A 17,085-nucleotide genomic window follows, 5' to 3' on the forward strand; every position below is an offset into this window, starting at 1 on the left:
TAGATAGCTAAGTATAAGGTTGCGAACTATATAACCAACAAGCCAGGAGCGGCCATGTCAGAAGAACAGATACAGCAGGATTTTGCTCTGGCGCTCCATGACACTGCGCGAGCCTGGCGACACGCTTTGGATCGCCGCCTGAAAGGGTTGGGTCTGAGCCAGGCCAGCTGGTTGAGCATTGCTTATCTGGCGAAATCACCCGCACCAATGACTCAAACCGAGTTGGCCCACTGCTTGTCGGTAGAACAACCAACCGTGGTGGCCATGCTCGACCGTCTGCAGCGCGCGGGACTGCTGCGCCGGGAAATAGACGCCCATGATCGTCGTATCCGCCGCGTACTGCTCACGCCAGAGGGTATTGAGGTGTATGCAGAAGTTCGGCGCGTGGCGATGGACTTCCGCCATGAAAAACTCAAAGAACTGGACGTTGAGGTACTACGCCAGATAACAGAAGTCCTTCAGCAACTGCAAAGGACGTTGGAAGATCCCATTCCATGATCTCGACATCTGTCCCCATGGATGCTGCAGGGCTGAACCGTCCGCTGATTACCCTGGCCATCATGCTCGCCACCATCATGCAGACGCTGGACAGCACCATCGCCAATGTGGCTCTGCCCCATATGCAGGGCAGCTTGTCAGTTTCGCTCAATCAGATTGGCTGGGTGCTGACATCCTATATTGTCGCCACCGCCATCGCCACACCCTTGACCGGCTGGCTGGTAGACCGCTTTGGTAAGCGCAATATTTTCCTGGCCTCAGTGGCCGGTTTTACCCTGGCCTCCATGTGGTGTGGTATTTCCACCTCCTTGTTCGAAATTGTCATTGCCCGGGTTTTTCAGGGCGTATTTGGCGCTGCCCTGGTGCCGCTTTCACAAACCACCTTGCTGGATATCAATCCCCGGGAAAAACAGGGCTCGGCCATGGCATTGTGGGGTATGGGGGTCATGGTGGGTCCGATTGTCGGCCCGACTCTGGGTGGCTGGCTGACTGACAGCATGGGCTGGCGCTGGGTATTTTTCATCAATGTTCCAGTAGGTATCCTGGCACTTTGGGGTATCTGGAAATCGTTTCCTGCCGATACGCCGGGACGCAGCATGCGCTTTGATATGGCTGGCTTTGTCAGTCTCAGTGTGGCCATTGGCGGTCTGCAATTATTGCTGGATCGGGGGCAGCAACTGAACTGGTTCAGTTCGGTGGAAATCTGGGTGGAAGCCTATCTGGCCGGTTTCGCAGCCATTTATTTTATCTGGCATACCTGGCGCACTCCACCCGAGCACTCTTTTTTTGATTATCGTCTGATTTTGAATCGCAATTATGTGACCGGATTACTATTCATTTTTATCGTAGGGGTGGTGCTTTTTGCCTCGCGTGCCCTGATTCCCACCATGCTCCAGGATCTGATGGGTTACACGGCCGAGGCTGCCGGGTGGGTAACGGCCCCCAGTGGTTTAGGCACCATGCTCGCCATGCTCATTGTAGGTCGGTTGGTGGGTAAGGTGGATTTGCGCCTGTTGCTGGCTATTGGCTTTGGCATAACGGCCTTTTCTCTCTGGGAAATGCAGGGTTACAGCCTGATGATCAGTCAGGGTGATGTGATCTGGCCCGGTGTCTGGCAGGGCCTGGGTATTGGTCTGGTGTTCGTGCCATTGAGCACGGCTACTTTCGCCACGCTCAGTCCCCAGATGCGCGCCAATGGTACGGCCATATATAGTCTGGTACGCAATGTCGGCAGCAGCCTGGGGATTTCCTTGGTGGAAACCCTGCTGACCCGCAACACCCAAATTGCGCATGCTACGCTGGCAGCGCATATTGATGGCCGCAATCCGGGTTATGGAAACCCTGCTGTCGCAGAACTGTATAATCCTCATTCAAGTATGGGGCAAATGTTGCTCAATAATGAAATTACCCGGCAGGCCAGTATGATTGGCTATATTGATAACTTCTGGTTGATGATGGTGATGACGCTGGCGATTTTCCCTTTGTTGTTGATTATTCGTACACCAAAGCGGGAAGCGGCGGCAAGGAGAAGCTGATGTTCCTGAAAGTGATGGTCGCTTACGATGGGAGTGCTTCAGGTGGTGTCGCTCTGCAGCAGGCGACAGATATTGCAGGTCTCACACAGGCTGAACTGCATTTGTTTGGCGTCATTGTGAGTACGGGCGGTATGGCGATGGCACAAGCTGCAGGTGCCGAAGACATGCTGGGTAGGGAAGGGGAGGCTATACGTACCCGGCTGGACGAGGTCGCTACAAAACTCCGTGAGAATGGCCTGTGCGTGTATACTCAAGCGGTTGAGGGGAGTCCCGCTGAGGCCATTGCCCAATATGCCCGACAAATCCACGCTGATTTACTGGTGATTGGTCATATTCCCCAATTTTCCTTTGGTCACTGGCTGGAAGGATCTGTTGCCAAAGCCCTCCTGAGAAGTTTGCCCTGCAGTATTCTGGTCGCAAAATAGATCTGATAAAACATCCAAATGGATGATCCTTTATGTGATTAAAGAACATCTAACATTTTGTTTGGTAAGTGGTTAAAATCAATGGCAAGAAATGCTTGCATGCATTAAAGCAAGCATTGGCCATGATTCCGTTGACTACTGAATAAGGAAACAAAGCGTATGATCCTGCAGAAAGAATCGCTTGAAACGAATAATAGGATGAAAAATTATGACCGTCATTTAATGTCGGCAGAAAAACGTACATCAGAAAAACTTAAAATTAAACATCGATTATGGTTAAGCAGTTATTTGCTGATGGGTTTATTTTTTTCTCAAGGATCAATGGCCACGCAATATGCTACTTCATTCGACTGTGCGACTGCAAATACCGTAACAGAACAGGTGATTTGCAAGGATCAAAAATTGGCAAGCCTGGATCTGCAATTGTCTCAGGAATATAATGAATTAGTAAACAATATGAAAAAAAGTGGAAATCATAAAAAAATCTCAGTTATCTCCTTGTCTCTCAGGAAAAATGGAAAAAAGAGAAGATCCAGTGCAAAGGTGATAGTTTCTGTATAACAGATGCTTACGGGAAACGTTTAGCCGAGCTGGGCGCCTGTTATCATTAGAACTATAGATTTTGCACCTTGAGGATCATCAGTGGCGCTTTGTTTGGCCACTTTTGATATTCCATGGGCCTTGTGAAATATTGCGCTCAGATCTGAGGAATACAATTCATGAGATATGGAGTCTATAAAGACAAGCAGGAATTTTTCTGTAAATATCGGCAACATTTGCGTGGGGTATTGCTGATAAGTATTTTTTTCTCCCAGCTTGCACATGCAACTCAATATACCACTTCTTACAACTGTAAAACAGCAAAAACTGAAACTGAAAAAGCGGTTTGCCAGGATGCGCAGTTGGCAAAAATGGATCGACAGGTATCCCATGATTATAATCAATTGACGAATAGAATGGAGAAAGAAGGAAATTATCATCAATCTTTAAATAATGTGACTACAACCCAGTCTAAATGGAAGGAAGAAACTCTCCAGTGTAAAGGTGATGTTTTTTGCCTAACGGATGCCTATGGCAAACGACTGGCTGAGTTGAATTATTGCTACAGAAGTGACAAAGCCATTGCAGTGGCTGCAGTTGCTGACTGTACCCCAATGGACCGAGTGGATTATCATTTTATTCAAAAGTCCGAAGGCATGATGTATGATTTTTATGTGCCCGGGGCGTTTGGGACCAATGTGGAGACAGGAGAGAATCTTGGACCGCGATACAAGAAAGATAAAATAACAGGAGAAAAAATCCAGAAAGCCATAGCCAATAGTGGTGTTACGGTAGGTGAAGGTGTAGACCTGGGACAGCAGACTATTGAAGGGTTGAGACGTTATATGGAGATTGAGCAAAAGAAATATGGTAAGCCTGATGATGTAGATATTGAATTAATATTAGATAAAGTCAGGTCATTTATTGGTAAAACAAAAAATTCGGCGATATCGTTATTGAATGACTATTACAGAGATAATGGTAAATATCCTTATATGAGCGAAGAAAATGCCAAATTTATTTCTTCAGCGGTGAGGCATGGTTACGCTGAGGATGCCGCAGCATTGTTCAAGAAGAACTCTCTTTCAAATATGAATTTTTGGTCCATGCCTACTTCTGTACAAACTATGCTGACGGACATGAAGTTTCATTCCTACATATCCAGTGTTGCGCATCTTTTTTATCAGGCTGACTGGTTGGGTGCAGCAAAAGAACTTGAAAATCTCGCTGTTGGTCGATATGCAAAATATAAAAGTCGTTTTCTTGCGCGGGCACAAATGCTACGAGATGCTATCAATTATCATTATTTACCATCGCAGGGTGATCCTTGTGCACCAGCCAAAGTGCCTCTGGCCTATAATGAAAATCCTGTCTTGCAACGTGTGTTACGATACCTGGACTGGGCATAGCACTTTGAATTTGTACTAATCTGGAGATCGCAATAGATGAAAATAACCTCTTTTATAGCACAATTTACAGCTTTGCTTCTCAGTTTCGGTGGTGTGGCTCATGCCGCTGACAATTCATTGAATTGCCCAGCAATTGCGGCAGGAACATCTGATAGCATCACAACTACATGCAAAGGTTCTCTTGGTCCTACTCAAAAGGCAATTTGTGAATATAAGCCTAAAAAATGGACAGACAATCTGCCACTATTGGATAGTACGGTAGGGGTTAGTTACGTTCGTGATCTGCGATCAGCGGGTGTTGGTACACCCGTGTGTAGGCAGTTGGTCAATGGGCATAAAGCCTATCAGGTCGCCTTGCGGCAATGTGGTGCTAACGGCAACTGTGTGCTTCAGGTGATGCGCAACTGGTCCTGGGATCTGGCACAAATAGAAAAATCCCTGCGCGTACCTATCAAAATGTCCAGTCTGCAGCAGTTTGCGGGTAAGGCATATATTCAGGATGGGTCTAAAACGGTTCCTCTGCTGGAACGGCTGAAGCAAGGGATGGATTTATTTCCTCTGCCCCGACTCGCATTGAAAAATGGCAACGAGTTAATCTGGGGTTTCCAGCCGCATAATGCACAAGTGCAGTCCCTGATGATTCTTAATCATCAGGGCGATGTGCAGGTCATGGGTCTGGTCGATAACCTTTATCTTGGTATGTCTGGCGGGCAGGCCCCTGCTGGCTTGGACCCCGAAGCTCGACTATCACTTTTAGTCAGGAATCCGGCAGCTCTCAGCGAAAATCTTCCTGCCATTCATGCCTGGGCAGCGGCGAGTCTACTGGGTTTTAATCAGACTTGTCCCGGCAAGGATCAACAGGCTTGTCAGGCTGCCATGGCGCAGACACTACCCATCAAGGCATACAATCTGAACTGTAAGGTCAAACCTCAGGGGAACATCTTGGTGGATTATTGTACCTTGCCATTGCCCTCCGTAAAAAACGATGTTTCTCCAGGCTTATTCTGGCAATGATGCATGTCTTCTGAGCCTATTTGATTGAGTAAACCCAGATGACTTTGCTCAAACCTTACTCCGGCAGCTGCATGGTTACGCAGTGCAGGCTGCCATGTTGGCGGGCAAGTTCCAGACAGGGGATAGACACAATCTGACGGTCCGGGAAAGCCGTTTGAAGACGCTGGACGGCAATATGATCCGCAGGATCATCATAGACGGGGAGTAAGACGGCTCCATTGAGGATCAAAAAATTGGCATAAGTCAGAGGCAAGCGGTTGTCCTCCTCATCCCATTGCGCCTGTGCCCAGGGGAGGGGAATCAGATGGTAAGCCTGCCCATCATGACTGCGCAGGGCGCTGAGTTCCGCAGCCATTTGCTGCAAAGCCGCAAAGTGACTGTCGTTGGGATCATCACAACTTTGATAAGCGATGGTATGCGGATTGCAAAAGCGCGCCAGAGTATCGATGTGTGCATCGGTATCATCGCCTTCCAGATGCCCACTGTGCAGCCAGAGTACGCGCTGCATGCCAAGCTGCTGGCATAAGGCGCTTTCAATTTCCGCAGCTGACCATTGTGGATTGCGATTGGCGGAAAGCAGGCAGGCGCTGGTCGTCAGCAAAGTGCCATGACCATCACTTTCAATACTGCCGCCTTCCAGCACCATTCCCGAAATTTCCAGGGAACATTTGCCAAAAGCCTGATGGGCATGGAGATGACGCGTAATCTGATTGTCCAGGTCGGCGCGAAACTTGAGGCCCCAGGCATTAAAGCCAAAATCCAGCAATTTGCGGTCCCCTGCTGAATTCTTAAGGGTGAGTGGTCCGTGATCACGCGCCCAGGAGTCATTGCTAGGCACCAGATACAGATGGCAGTGGGACATGTTGGCGTGGACATTCTCCAGGCGCCGTTCACAATCCCGTAAACTTTCGCGGTCATGGCAGGCCACCAGCAGATGCTCGCGCAGACTGATTTCCCTGGCAATCTGTACAAAAACCGGAAGGACCTCATCCAGCCGGCGTGCCCAGTCACTTTCTGGATGGGGCCAGGTCAGTTGTACACCCCACTGCGTAGCCCATTCGGCGGGGAGCGTATAGTTGGTCTGCATAGTGAATTCCTTCCAGAGGCGATGCCTACATCATAGGCAATTCGGGGGTTTCCGTCAGCCATGCAGGCAGGCTAAACTGTCCGCATGGCGCATTCCAGCGAACGTTTAGATCATCTGCTTTCCCGACTGGGTTATTGTAGCCGTTCGGAAGTGCGTGATTTACTGCGCGAAGGGCGCGTGTCAGTGGATGGAATGCCGCTGCGCAAGGCCGCTACCAAGGTAGATCCAGCTACTGTGCAAATCGATGAAGAGCCTCTGGATCATCCCTATCCCCTTTATGTGCTGTATCACAAACCCCTCGGCAAGGTCTGCGCGCATGATGATCCTCGTGCCATTTATCAGGATTTTCCACCGCGATGGCGTTACCGGCGGCCCAGCTTCAGCAGTGTCGGACGTCTGGATCGGGAAACCAGCGGCGTGTTGTTGCTGACCGATGATGGAGACTGGCTGCATCGTTGGACCAGTCCCCGCTATGAAATTCCGCGCCAATATCAAGTGACTTTGCAAAATCCTTTGCAAGGCCATGAAGCCGGCATACTGGCTTCGGGCACCTTGCTACTGGAGGGAGAGCACAGCTCGTGCAAAGCGGCAGAAATGATCCCGCTCGGCACGACTGAACTACAATTGACCCTCCATGAAGGACGTTATCACGAGGTGCGGCGTATGTTTGCAGCTCTGGATAATTTGGTATTGAGCCTGCATCGGGAGGCATTCGGACCTTTCACTTTGGATGATCTGGCTCCAGGACAGTGGCGGGAACTCAGCGAAATCGAACGGCAAAGGGAGTCATAATCATGGTCTGGAAGCCGCATGTGACGGTTGCTGCAATTGTGGAGCAAGACGGGCGTTTTTTGCTGGTCGAAGAAATGGTGGAAGGACGCCGATGTTTCAATCAGCCTGCGGGTCACTGGGACCCTGGTGAAACCCTGCTTGACGCAGTCGTACGAGAAACCCTGGAAGAAACGGCCTATGCCTTTGAGCCCGAATATCTCACGGGCATTTATCATTGGGAACACCCCGCCAAAGATTTGACCTACCTGCGTTTTGCTTTTGGCGGGAAGTTGGGTGACCAGAGTCCAGACTACACGCTGGATACCGGAATTATTGGTCCGGTGTGGATGACTCCGGCAGAAATACAGGCGCAGAGCGGACACCTGCGAAATGTCATGGTGCAGCGTTGTATGGCGGATTATCTGGCCGGGAATCGCTATCCTCTAGAAATTTTACACAGTCTGACAGACTGACGTTGGCTCTGCCTCGTGCTATATTGGGCAAAAGGCATCGGTAGAGACGATGAATATGATAGACGCAGACGGCTATCGCCCCAATGTGGGCATGATTATTTGCAACGAACACAATCAGGTGTTGTGGGCCAAACGCCGGGGTGAGAATGCCTGGCAGTTTCCGCAAGGTGGAATTGATCATGCGGAAACACCAGAACAAGCCATGTTCCGTGAGCTCGAAGAGGAAGTGGGTACGGCCAAGGTCTGTATTCTTGGGCGGACTCAGGGGTGGCTGCGTTACGAGGTTCCCTGTTCCCGGCATCGTGCCCAGCGGCGTCGTTATCGCGGGCAGAAACAAATCTGGTTTTTGCTGCGTTTCGAAGGCGATGAGGCGGAAATAAACACCTTGACGACTCAGCACCCCGAGTTTGAAACCTGGCGCTGGGTGGATTACTGGATGCCTGCCCGGGAAATCATCGCCTTTAAACGGCGGGTTTACTGGCAGGCATTGCAGGAATTGGCCCCGCTGATTAATGTGGGACCGCCTCCTGCCGATGCTGCTGAGTCTAAGAGAAAAGTTTCCCCTTCAGCAGGTTAAGCCCCTGGCTCAACAGGTCTCCATCTCACACGTTAAACAAAAAATTCAGTACGTCGCCATCATGGACGACATAATCCTTACCTTCCGCACGCATTCTGCCCGCTTCCTTGGCACCATGCTCGCCCCGGTACTGAACGAAATCCGCGTAGGCGATAGTCTGGGCGCGAATGAAACCCCGCTCGAAATCACTATGAATGACGCCAGCTGCCTGGGGGGCAGTGGCCCCGATGGGAATGGTCCAGGCCCGTACTTCCTTGACGCCAGCCGTAAAATAGGTCTGCAGGCCCAGCAGGCCATAGGCGGCGCGGATGATACGATTCAGCCCCGGTTCTTCCAGTCCGAGGTCCTGCAGAAAGGCGCTTTGCTCTTCAGCTTCCAGTTCAGCCAGTTCGGATTCAATGGCTGCACACACCGGAACCACGCTGGCATGGCGTTCGCCCGCCCAGGCTTCCAGAAGCGGGCGCCAGGGTCCATCCTGAATTTCATCTTCCGCCACGTTGGCAATGACCATCATGGGTTTCATGGTGAGCAAAAACAGGCCGCGCAAATGGGCTTTTTCTTCAGCACTCATGCTGAGACTAGCGGCAGGTTTGCCACTATTGAGATGCGGTAGCAGGCGGGTCATGGCAGCGGCTTCGGCGACGGCATCCTTGTTGCCACCCTTGGCCTGGCGGGCAACCCGCGCCTGACCTTTTTCGACCGTACTGATATCCGCCAGAATCAGCTCCGTCAACACCGTATCCAGATCGGCCACCGGGTCCACCTGACCGCTGACATGAACGACGTTGGGATCTTCAAAGCAACGCGTAACCAGGGCAATAGCGTCCGTTTCCCGAATGTGGGCCAGAAACTGGTTTCCCAAACCCTCGCCCTGGGCAGCGCCCGCAACCAGCCCGGCAATATCCACAAACTCCATGGTGGCCGGAACCACATTTTGGGGCTTGACGATTTCAATCAGCGCCTGCAGCCGGGGGTCCGGCACGGATACCAGACCAACATTGGGTTCAATGGTGCAGAAAGGATAATTTTCAGCAGCGATACCGGCTTTGGTGATCGCATTGAACAGGGTGGATTTGCCCACATTGGGGAGACCGACGATGCCACAGGCCAAAGCCATAAAAAACTCCTAATCGCTGTGCAGGGTTTTCTGGGCCGCATCACTGCGACCATCAAGAAATTCCGGAAGAACCGCCAGGCTGCGATCAATTGCCAGATCAATCGCGGATTTATCCATTGTCGAAGGCGCGCCCAGTACATAATGAATCACGGCATCCTTGTGTCCAGGATGGCCGATGCCAAGGCGCAGGCGCCAGTAATCCCGCGTACCCAGCGCCCGATCCAGATCGCGCAGGCCGTTATGCCCGCCATGTCCGCCACTCCATTTCAAACGCGCCGTGCCGGGCGGTAGATCGAGCTCGTCGTGTATCACTAAAATACGCGCCGCCGGCACCTTGTAAAAAGCGGCCATGGCCTGGACCGGCGCACCGCTGCGATTCATGAAATCCTGGGGCAGGCACAAGCCCAGTTGTTGTCCGGAATTTTGCGTAGTTGCTGCCAGACAATGCCAGCGTGATTCCAAACGTAAAGACGCTCCAGCCTTTTCTGCAAAGGTCTGGAGCGCCCAGAAACCGGCGTTGTGACGGGTGCGGGCGTATTCTGCCCCGGGATTTCCCAGCCCCGCCAGCAACCAGTCCATTTTACCTCACTCGGCGGCTTCGGGGGTTTCTTCCGCTTCAGCGCCGGTACGGGGGCTGTGAATGGAGACAATCTCCTTATCATCTTCATGCTGGAGCGGAATCAGGATAACACCGGCCGGCAGGCTGATCTGCGACAGATGCAGGCTCTCGCCTTTTTCCAGATTGGCAATGTCCACTTCGATGGCTTCGGGCAGGCGATCAACCGGTGCTTCCACTTCCACGTCCGTCAGGGCGCGGTGCAATACGCCACCAGCCTTGATACCCACACAGGTGTTCTCGTGGAGGAAGTGGATGGGCACGTGCAGACGCACGGTTTCACCGGCATGAACCCGCATGAAATCCATGTGCAGGACTTCTTCCTTGTAGGGATGCATCTGCAGATCACGGATCAGGGCGGTTTCCTTACCCTTGGGGAATTCCAGGGTGATCACATGCGTATAGGCCCGTTCGTCAGCCAGAAGCTTGCGCAACAGGCGCGCTTCAATGCTCAGGCCCATTGCTGCCTTGTTATCCCCATAAAGTACGGCCGGGACCATGCCCGTACGGCGCAGGCGGCGGCTGGCACGCCGACCATTTTCTTCACGCGGCATGGCCGCAATTGCAAAATCTGTCATTTTCATTACTCCTTATTGTACTGTGGATTGAGCGGGGCGAGGGTTGACAGAACCTTTCTCCCCATAACTAAGGGGCGCATCATAATGCGCGCTTGCCGATTGAGCAACCTTTGCTGGCATTTTTGTGGATAATTTTTGTGGAGCTGGAGCAGACTGGTCCGGCTGCAAATACGCCTTAATGACGGCACGAGCTACCGGTAGGGCTTGCCAGGCATTGTACCCGCCATTTTCGACCACCACCGCTACGGCAATTTTGGGATGATCCACCGGTGCCCAGCCAATAAACAGCGAGTCATTGTTGTAAATGGTGCGTCCATTTTTATAGCCCATAGGGACCTGGGCCGTACCGGTTTTGCCGGCAATGCTGATACCGGGAATGCTCACCGTATGGCAGGTGCCGGTATTGACGCAGGCTTCCATGCCCAGATGCACCGCATGCATGGCTTCGGCAGAAATATGCAGATTTACGGGCGCGGCATTGGGAATAGGAATAGTCTTGCCGCTTTGCGGGTCAATGAAGGCCTTGGCGACTTGGGGTTGCACCAGATAGCCGCCATTGGCGAGGGCAGAAACGGCGCGGACCAATTGTAGCGGCGTTTCCAGTAAATAGCCCTGACCAATACCCAAAATCACCGAGTCACCGGTGTACCAGGGGGCATGAAGATGCGCGCGCTTCCAGGCCGGAGTCGGGACCAGACCGTTTGCACCACCGGGCAGATCAATGGGTGTTTTCTGCCCGAAGCCGAAACGCCAGAGGGTCTTGTCCTGCAAATCAATTCCCATTTTCACGGCCAGCTTGTAGTAGAAAACATCCACTGACCAGGCCAATGCCTTGGTGATGCCGGTCTCCCCGAAACCACCGCGATTCCAGTCCCAGTAGGTGTGTCCTCCCAACTGATAATTGCCGGGGCAGTAAGTATGGAAATCCGGGCTGATCACGCCTTCCTGAACGGCCTGGATGGTGTAAAAGGGCTTTGCGCAGGAACCCGGGGGGTACAAGCCATTATCGGCCCGGTTCATGAGTGGTCGGCCCGGATTGTTGAGCAGTGATTGCCAGTGCGCATTACTGATGCCATCCACAAACCAGTTGGCGTTAAAGCTGGGGCTGGTGACCATGGCAAGAATGCCGCCATTATTGGGGTCCATGGCGATAACCGCACCGCGATAGCCTTTCCCCTGCAAGGCTTCTGCCCCTGCCTCCTGAACCCGCAGCCGGAGATGGGTCATCAGATTACTACCAGGATGAGCGGCAATTTGTCGGAGAGTGCCTACTGGTAAACCCCGGGCATTTATATCCTTGATTTCATAACCCATGACGCCACGCAGCTGGCGTTCGTAATAGCGTTCCAGGCCGTTTTTACCGATATAATTGCGTCCCACATATTTACTGGCATGAAAATCTTTCAGGTCAGCCCCGGTAATCGGTCCGACATAACCGACGACATGGGAAAACAAGGCGTCATAGGGATAATGGCGATGCATCATGGCGACAATACGCACGCCCGGCAGCTCCATGGCGCGGACGGATACGGCTGCAATTTGCGTCGGATTCAGATCAGCCTTCAAAACAATCGGGTCAAAGTCCGGCTTGCCAGCGCGCCGTGCGGCAAATTGCTGCAGATCTTCCGGACTCAAGTTCAGAAGATGCTGCAAAAATTGCAGACTTTGTTGCAGATGGGGAACCTGATCCGGGGTGATTTCGAGGGCATAGGTGGGCAGGTTTTCTGCCAGAACCTCCCCATGATCCGCCAGAATCAGGCCCCGAGGCGGAGCCAGGGGTACCAGAGCCACATGATTGTCATAAGCCAGTTCGCGAAATTTGGAATAATGCAATACCTGCAGGTCCACTATCCGCAAAACAACCCCCAGTATGGCCAGGAGCATCAACAGGGCCGCAACACCCAGACGAAGGCGAAAACTGCGCGTACGTTTCAATGATTCGGATAAGGGCATGGGTGCAACAGACCTGCTTCAGTTTGCAAATGACGGAGGTGCTTCGTAAACTCGGTGTCGGAATGTCCGGCTAAAAGTGGGTGGCGCAGTGTTAGAATCCCGATATGAATCCCTGTTTGCAGAGTTGGAGAATGCTATCACGGATTATCGCGGATTGCGTCGACAACTGGAAGGTGACGGACGCAACAAGCATTCCGTGCAAGCCCTGCAGGCCCAGATTCAAAAACTGAAAGCGGAAAACCGGATGCTGCAAGAGCGTCAGGAAGAAATCTGTTTGCGCCTGAATGATCTGCTGGCGCAGGTTAATTGCTGGGAAAACGAAATATAAAATCATCAGGGAGAAGTCTGTGTCCGAAGTTAAACCCACAAATGTCGTGCAACAAATTTCCGTCACCCTGCTGGATCAGCATTATCAGATACCCTGTCCGGATGAAGAACGGGAGCTGTTGCTGGAAGCCGTGCGACTACTCAATGAACAATTGGAGGTGGCCAGAAGCCGTGGCAAATTGCTCAGCCGGGAGCGCGCCACCCTGATGGTGGCCGTGAATCTGGCAGCGGATTTGCAGCGTACCCGGCAGACATTGCTGGCGCGTGAGCATGATCTGCAACTCGTCGAACAGCGTCTGCAGCAACTGGTTGACAGAGCGAAGGGCTCAGAGTAACTTGAAATTGCCTCCTGCGAGGCACGAGTGGCCGAGACGATTCCTGAACCAATACTGTCTATCCAGGGAGTCCCCAGTCATCATCGTGGTGTGCAGCTCCCTAGCGGAGTAGCCTGAAGCGATGTGTGGATTCCCACCTGTTCATCAGGTTCTGGGGGTAGCGGGCCGCACGACCATCGCGGGAGGTTTTTTGTTTTCTGAAGCTGAAACAGCAGATTCATCTGATCCGGTTTCCAAGGGTAGCTTGCGAAGAATAATGCGGCAGCAACGTCGGACTCTTTCTCCGCAGCATCTCCAGCAGGCGGCGCTGGCACTCTCCCGGCAAATTCTCCAGCTTAGCCATTACAAAAAGGCTCAGCGCATTGCCCTCTATTGGCCCATGCAGGGCGAAATCAATCCTCTCCCGCTGATGTACCATCGCCTGAGTCGTCACAAACAGTTCTATTTGCCGGTACTATCAGGAAGTTTTGCGCAAAAGCTGCGTTTCGCCCCATTTCATGGTGAGAGCCGCATGCGCCCCAACGGCTTCCGTATTCCCGAGCCTCAGGTAGCAGCTGATTTGCTGATGACTCCGCAGGATCTCGATTTGTTGATTCTGCCCCTGGTGGCGTTTGATACAGAAGGCTATCGCCTGGGTATGGGCGGGGGATTTTATGATCGCAGCCTCGCCAGCATCTCCCACCGTCAGCATTGGCAGCACCCGCGCCTGCTGGGGGTCGGCCATGCTTTTCAGCAGTTAGACAGGGTCCCCCGCGAACCCTGGGACGTGCCACTCAGCATCATCTGTACCGACCTCGCCTGTCACCGCATTATGGTTTGATTGTATTGAAATAATTTGGATATATTTTCAAGATTCGTTGAGCGCAGCCATTACGAACAGCGTTAAACCAATGGCCATAAAAAGCCCTCCAGTTCCCCTCTGTAAAATCTGATGTGCCCGGGGGCTTCGCAACAACGCACTGATTCTGGTTCCCAATTGTGCATAAACCATATACCAGCTCATTTCAATGAGCCAGAAGGTAAATATCAACTCTGCAAACTGTATCCAGGGGTTAGCCTGAGGACGCATGAATTGTGGCAGCAACGCGACGGTAAAAAGCAGCGCTTTGGGATTGGTGATAGTGACGAGAATACCGGTGCGATACAAAGTTGCAGGGCGCTGTATCGGGGTTCGGGTTACTGCCAAATCCTGGATATTTTCTGGGCGCCGTCCGCCTGACTGCCATGCCCGGATTCCCAGATAAATCAAATAAGCCGCACCTAAAATGCGGACCAGATCAAAAATACGGGGCCAGGTTTGAAAGAAAATACCGAGTCCGGCTGCGGATAAAGTAATCATCAACAGAAGGGCCGTCATGCATCCCAGCATGGTTGCCATGGATCGACGCCAACCATACAGGGCACCATGACTCATCACCAGCATCATGTTGGGACCTGGAATTGCAGAAATTACCAGCACGGTAAGCGCGTAAAATATCCAGATATGCAGTGTCATGCCGGAGTGAGCCACGCGCTGCGGCGGGCGCTTACCACTGCGTCAACGTCCTCCAGCCACTCCAGCCAGAAGGTATCCTGCGGCGGGGCAACGGGGGTCAGGCGGGTCTCGTAAAGTACGTCATCGCGAAAGTAGTGGAGGCGTAGCGGGCAGCCGGGGATGCCGGTGCTGATTTGCCCGGCGAAACTGTCCGCCGTGCAGCGCATTCCTTCCAAAGCCACGAGGACATCATCGGGTGACAAACCAGCCGCTTCTGCCGGGCTGCCGCTGAGGACCTGACGGATTTGTGCGCCTTGCGGCTGGCTTTGCCAGTGGGCACCAATCCAGGCCGTCGGCACTGTCGCAGCCGCCTCGCCGCCTGAATCACTCAGACCGGTGGCGGGACGGCTGTGCAGGGCAATGCCCATGCGTGCCAGGAGAGCTTCCAGAGGCAGTTCGGCGCGGGCTTCTATCCAGGTTTTCAATTGTTCTGCCATTTGCGTACCAGCAAGGTCGGCTATTTGTTGCAGGGCTTCTCCTTCGGGCAGTGCCTTGCCCGTCTGGCCGTGCTCTTTCCAGAGGCGCATCAGCAAGTTATCCAGACTCAAACGGCCGGCACTTTCCAGACGCAGGCTCAAGTCCAGACAGAGAGCAAGCAGCGCCCCCTTGTTGTAATAACTGATTTCAAAATTGGCGCTGTTGACATGCGGATGATAAAGCTTGAGCCAGGCATCTTCGCTGGATTCTGCCAGGCTTTGCAGATATTGGCCGGGGCGTCTTTGCAGGCGCGTCCATTCCTGAGCGATCCCCTGCAGGTATTGTTCCGGACTGATTAAACCGGCACGACAGAGGCAGAGATCATCGTAGTAAGAGGTAATTCCTTCATATATCCAGAGATCCCGGGAAAGTTCTGCGCGCTCCAGGGGGCTGGCGCTGAATACCGCCGGTTTGATGGCTTGTACCAGCCAGCTATGAAAATATTCATGGCTGACCAGGCCCAGAAAGCGCCGATAGTTTTTGGGGTCGCGGCCGGTCAGGTCATCCCGGGCGCAAACCAGAGCACTGGAGGCCCGATGCTCCAGACCACCATAGTCGTTGCTGCGCGCCTTGCACAGAAAATGATATTCCCGAAAGGGGGATTCACCCCAGAACTTCTGCTGCCAGTCACAAATGCGGGCCATGTCTCGTCCCAGCGCCTGCAGATCGGCCTGATGTTCTCCCTGAATCAGCAAGTGGTGAGGCAACCCGCCCGCCTCAAAATTCAGCAGGGTCAGCGTACCCATCAACACTGGATGATCAATGAATGCCCGATAATTTTCTGCCTGAAACTGACCCCAGCCCCAAGTTTCACCCGCCGCGCGGGGCATGGAAGTCCCCAACTGCCAATGATCCGGGCCGGTAATGCGCAAGGCATGCATTTGCTGCTCCTGACCGACTACCCGTAAAAACAAGGCGGGGCCATTAAAAAACCCGCCCAGTTGATCCAGAAAAGCCGTACGCACCGATTGATCCAGCGCATAAACACTATAAGAGATATGGAGAGGCCCTTTTACAGCGGCACAAACCCAGCGATCAGTGGCCATTTTGTGCAGTTGGACTGCTGCGCCCCGGGATTCTGCGGATATTTGGGTAATGTGGCGGGCCAGATCGCGGATGGTGTAACTGCCCGGAACCCAGGCCGGCAAAGCCAGCACCTGACCATCAGGATCGGGCTCGGGGATTTCCAGTGTGACCCGGAACAAATGCGCCTCGGGTTCCGGCTGGATATTGTAAGAGAGAGCAGGGGATTGCATGGGAAATTACTCCGTTTCAGCGCCAGGCCGGGGCGAGACTCCGAAATTGGGGATGGGCCGCGTCACCAAGCCATTCATAAAATACCGACTCTGACACCGCGACGGTGATACCCGCCTGACGCAGACGTAACAGAGCCGATTGGGCATTTGCGTCGTCGCGGCTGGCGCAGGCATCGGCGACGACAACAGGCTGCCAACCAGCGCTATGCAGATCCAGAGCGGTTTGCAGAACACAAATATGAGTTTCGACGCCGGTCAGGATAATCTGACGACGACTCTGCTCAGTTTCCAGTAAGTTTCGGAGCGGAGCATGCCGCCAGCAGGAAAACACCGTTTTATCCAATGGGGGGGCACAGAATGACTGCAGGTCGGCACGAATCGGTCCCAATCCTTTGGCATATTGGACAGTAGCCAGACGCGGGATTTCCAGAGCCGCCGCAGCGGCCAGCAAACGCGTAACGTTTTGAATGGCTTGGTTGCGTTCTGTCTCTGGGATGGCACCCAGGAGACGATCCTGCATATCAATGGTCAGGATCAGGCTCTGCTGGGCTTCAATACGCATG

20 protein-coding genes and 1 other RNA gene are annotated in these 17,085 nt (G+C 53.0%); 13 read left to right on the forward strand and 8 right to left on the reverse strand.

Annotation, left to right across the window (positions count from 1 at the left end; translation table 11 throughout):
- Positions 1 to 54: 54 nt before the first annotated feature.
- The 6 genes from BLW97_RS03435 (at position 55) to BLW97_RS03460 (ending at position 5,421) form a co-directional block, all read left to right on the forward strand.
- Positions 55 to 498 carry a MarR family winged helix-turn-helix transcriptional regulator gene (locus BLW97_RS03435; protein ID WP_075322322.1) on the forward strand — a complete coding sequence of 148 codons (444 nt, stop codon included), beginning with the start codon at positions 55 to 57 and terminating at the stop codon, positions 496 to 498.
- A complete protein-coding gene (locus BLW97_RS03440; protein WP_075322323.1) occupies positions 495 to 2,033 on the forward strand; it encodes a DHA2 family efflux MFS transporter permease subunit in 1,539 nt (512 codons plus the stop codon). Before BLW97_RS03435 ends, BLW97_RS03440 begins: the two co-directional genes overlap by 4 nt.
- Positions 2,033 to 2,458 (forward strand): universal stress protein, encoded by a 426-nt coding sequence (locus tag BLW97_RS03445; protein WP_075322324.1) that lies wholly within the window; start codon positions 2,033 to 2,035, stop codon positions 2,456 to 2,458. The genes BLW97_RS03440 and BLW97_RS03445 overlap by 1 nt, the downstream gene beginning before the upstream one ends.
- Positions 2,459 to 2,617: 159 nt before the next feature.
- A complete protein-coding gene (locus BLW97_RS03450; RefSeq protein WP_075322325.1) occupies positions 2,618 to 3,019 on the forward strand; it encodes a lysozyme inhibitor LprI family protein in 402 nt (133 codons plus the stop codon).
- A 158-nt stretch (positions 3,020 to 3,177) separates the two neighbouring features.
- Positions 3,178 to 4,407, forward strand: coding sequence for a pesticin C-terminus-like muramidase (locus tag BLW97_RS03455; RefSeq protein WP_075322326.1), 1,230 nt, complete (start codon positions 3,178 to 3,180; stop codon positions 4,405 to 4,407).
- A 309-nt stretch (positions 4,408 to 4,716) separates the two neighbouring features.
- On the forward strand, positions 4,717 to 5,421 hold the full coding sequence (locus BLW97_RS03460; protein WP_143214832.1) for a hypothetical protein: 705 nt from the start codon (positions 4,717 to 4,719) through the stop codon (positions 5,419 to 5,421).
- 55 nt (positions 5,422 to 5,476) lie between these two features.
- Here BLW97_RS03460 and BLW97_RS03465 read toward each other — a convergent pair whose 3' ends face one another.
- Positions 5,477 to 6,508, reverse strand: coding sequence for an agmatine deiminase family protein (locus BLW97_RS03465; protein ID WP_075322328.1), 1,032 nt, complete (start codon positions 6,506 to 6,508; stop codon positions 5,477 to 5,479).
- Between the two features lie 84 nt (positions 6,509 to 6,592).
- Between BLW97_RS03465 and BLW97_RS03470 the strand changes: the two genes are divergently transcribed.
- The 3 genes from BLW97_RS03470 to BLW97_RS03480 are packed head-to-tail and all read left to right on the forward strand — an operon-like array spanning position 6,593 to position 8,329.
- Positions 6,593 to 7,300: a pseudouridine synthase gene (locus tag BLW97_RS03470; RefSeq protein ID WP_075322329.1), complete on the forward strand. Its 708-nt coding sequence runs from the start codon at positions 6,593 to 6,595 to the stop codon at positions 7,298 to 7,300.
- 2 nt (positions 7,301 to 7,302) lie between these two features.
- The gene (locus BLW97_RS03475) at positions 7,303 to 7,752 is read left to right on the forward strand and encodes an NUDIX hydrolase (RefSeq protein ID WP_075322330.1); all 450 of its coding nucleotides are present in this window, start codon (positions 7,303 to 7,305) and stop codon (positions 7,750 to 7,752) included.
- A 55-nt stretch (positions 7,753 to 7,807) separates the two neighbouring features.
- Positions 7,808 to 8,329 (forward strand): RNA pyrophosphohydrolase, encoded by a 522-nt coding sequence (locus tag BLW97_RS03480; RefSeq protein ID WP_024894112.1) that lies wholly within the window; start codon positions 7,808 to 7,810, stop codon positions 8,327 to 8,329.
- 25 nt (positions 8,330 to 8,354) lie between these two features.
- Here BLW97_RS03480 and ychF read toward each other — a convergent pair whose 3' ends face one another.
- The 4 genes from ychF to mrdA are packed head-to-tail and all read right to left on the reverse strand — an operon-like array spanning position 8,355 to position 12,593.
- A complete protein-coding gene (ychF, locus tag BLW97_RS03485; protein ID WP_075322331.1) occupies positions 8,355 to 9,446 on the reverse strand; it encodes a redox-regulated ATPase YchF in 1,092 nt (363 codons plus the stop codon).
- Between the two features lie 9 nt (positions 9,447 to 9,455).
- Positions 9,456 to 10,025, reverse strand: a complete 570-nt coding sequence (pth, locus tag BLW97_RS03490; RefSeq protein ID WP_010636924.1) for an aminoacyl-tRNA hydrolase — start codon at positions 10,023 to 10,025, stop codon at positions 9,456 to 9,458.
- A gap of 6 nt (positions 10,026 to 10,031) precedes the next feature.
- Positions 10,032 to 10,640, reverse strand: a complete 609-nt coding sequence (locus tag BLW97_RS03495) for a 50S ribosomal protein L25/general stress protein Ctc (RefSeq protein WP_010636923.1) — start codon at positions 10,638 to 10,640, stop codon at positions 10,032 to 10,034.
- Between the two features lie 12 nt (positions 10,641 to 10,652).
- Positions 10,653 to 12,593 carry a penicillin-binding protein 2 gene (mrdA, locus tag BLW97_RS03500; protein WP_075322332.1) on the reverse strand — a complete coding sequence of 647 codons (1,941 nt, stop codon included), beginning with the start codon at positions 12,591 to 12,593 and terminating at the stop codon, positions 10,653 to 10,655.
- Between the two features lie 88 nt (positions 12,594 to 12,681).
- Here mrdA and BLW97_RS03505 point away from each other — a divergent pair, with 88 nt between their 5' ends.
- The 4 genes from BLW97_RS03505 (at position 12,682) to BLW97_RS03520 (ending at position 14,075) form a co-directional block, all read left to right on the forward strand.
- Complete coding sequence (locus tag BLW97_RS03505) at positions 12,682 to 12,921, forward strand: hypothetical protein (RefSeq protein WP_075322333.1); 240 nt, start codon at positions 12,682 to 12,684, stop codon at positions 12,919 to 12,921.
- Positions 12,922 to 12,940: 19 nt separating this feature from the next.
- A complete protein-coding gene (locus BLW97_RS03510; protein ID WP_024894108.1) occupies positions 12,941 to 13,255 on the forward strand; it encodes a cell division protein ZapA in 315 nt (104 codons plus the stop codon).
- 8 nt (positions 13,256 to 13,263) lie between these two features.
- Positions 13,264 to 13,444: non-coding RNA, 6S RNA (gene ssrS, locus BLW97_RS03515), on the forward strand.
- Between the two features lies 1 nt (position 13,445).
- Positions 13,446 to 14,075: a 5-formyltetrahydrofolate cyclo-ligase gene (locus BLW97_RS03520; RefSeq protein ID WP_242947676.1), complete on the forward strand. Its 630-nt coding sequence runs from the start codon at positions 13,446 to 13,448 to the stop codon at positions 14,073 to 14,075.
- Positions 14,076 to 14,102: 27 nt separating this feature from the next.
- Here the strand turns inward: BLW97_RS03520 and BLW97_RS03525 are convergent, their stop codons facing one another.
- The 3 genes from BLW97_RS03525 to BLW97_RS03535 are packed head-to-tail and all read right to left on the reverse strand — an operon-like array spanning position 14,103 to position 17,084.
- Positions 14,103 to 14,750 carry a LysE family translocator gene (locus BLW97_RS03525; protein ID WP_075322334.1) on the reverse strand — a complete coding sequence of 216 codons (648 nt, stop codon included), beginning with the start codon at positions 14,748 to 14,750 and terminating at the stop codon, positions 14,103 to 14,105.
- A complete protein-coding gene (locus BLW97_RS03530) occupies positions 14,747 to 16,522 on the reverse strand; it encodes a M61 family metallopeptidase (protein WP_075322335.1) in 1,776 nt (591 codons plus the stop codon). Before BLW97_RS03530 ends, BLW97_RS03525 begins: the two co-directional genes overlap by 4 nt.
- 16 nt (positions 16,523 to 16,538) lie before the next feature.
- Positions 16,539 to 17,084, reverse strand: coding sequence for an isochorismatase family protein (locus BLW97_RS03535; protein ID WP_075322336.1), 546 nt, complete (start codon positions 17,082 to 17,084; stop codon positions 16,539 to 16,541).
- Position 17,085 lies beyond the last annotated feature (1 nt).

The organism is Acidithiobacillus albertensis, assembly GCF_001931655.1.
Classification (GTDB): Bacteria; Pseudomonadota; Gammaproteobacteria; order Acidithiobacillales; family Acidithiobacillaceae; genus Acidithiobacillus; species Acidithiobacillus thiooxidans.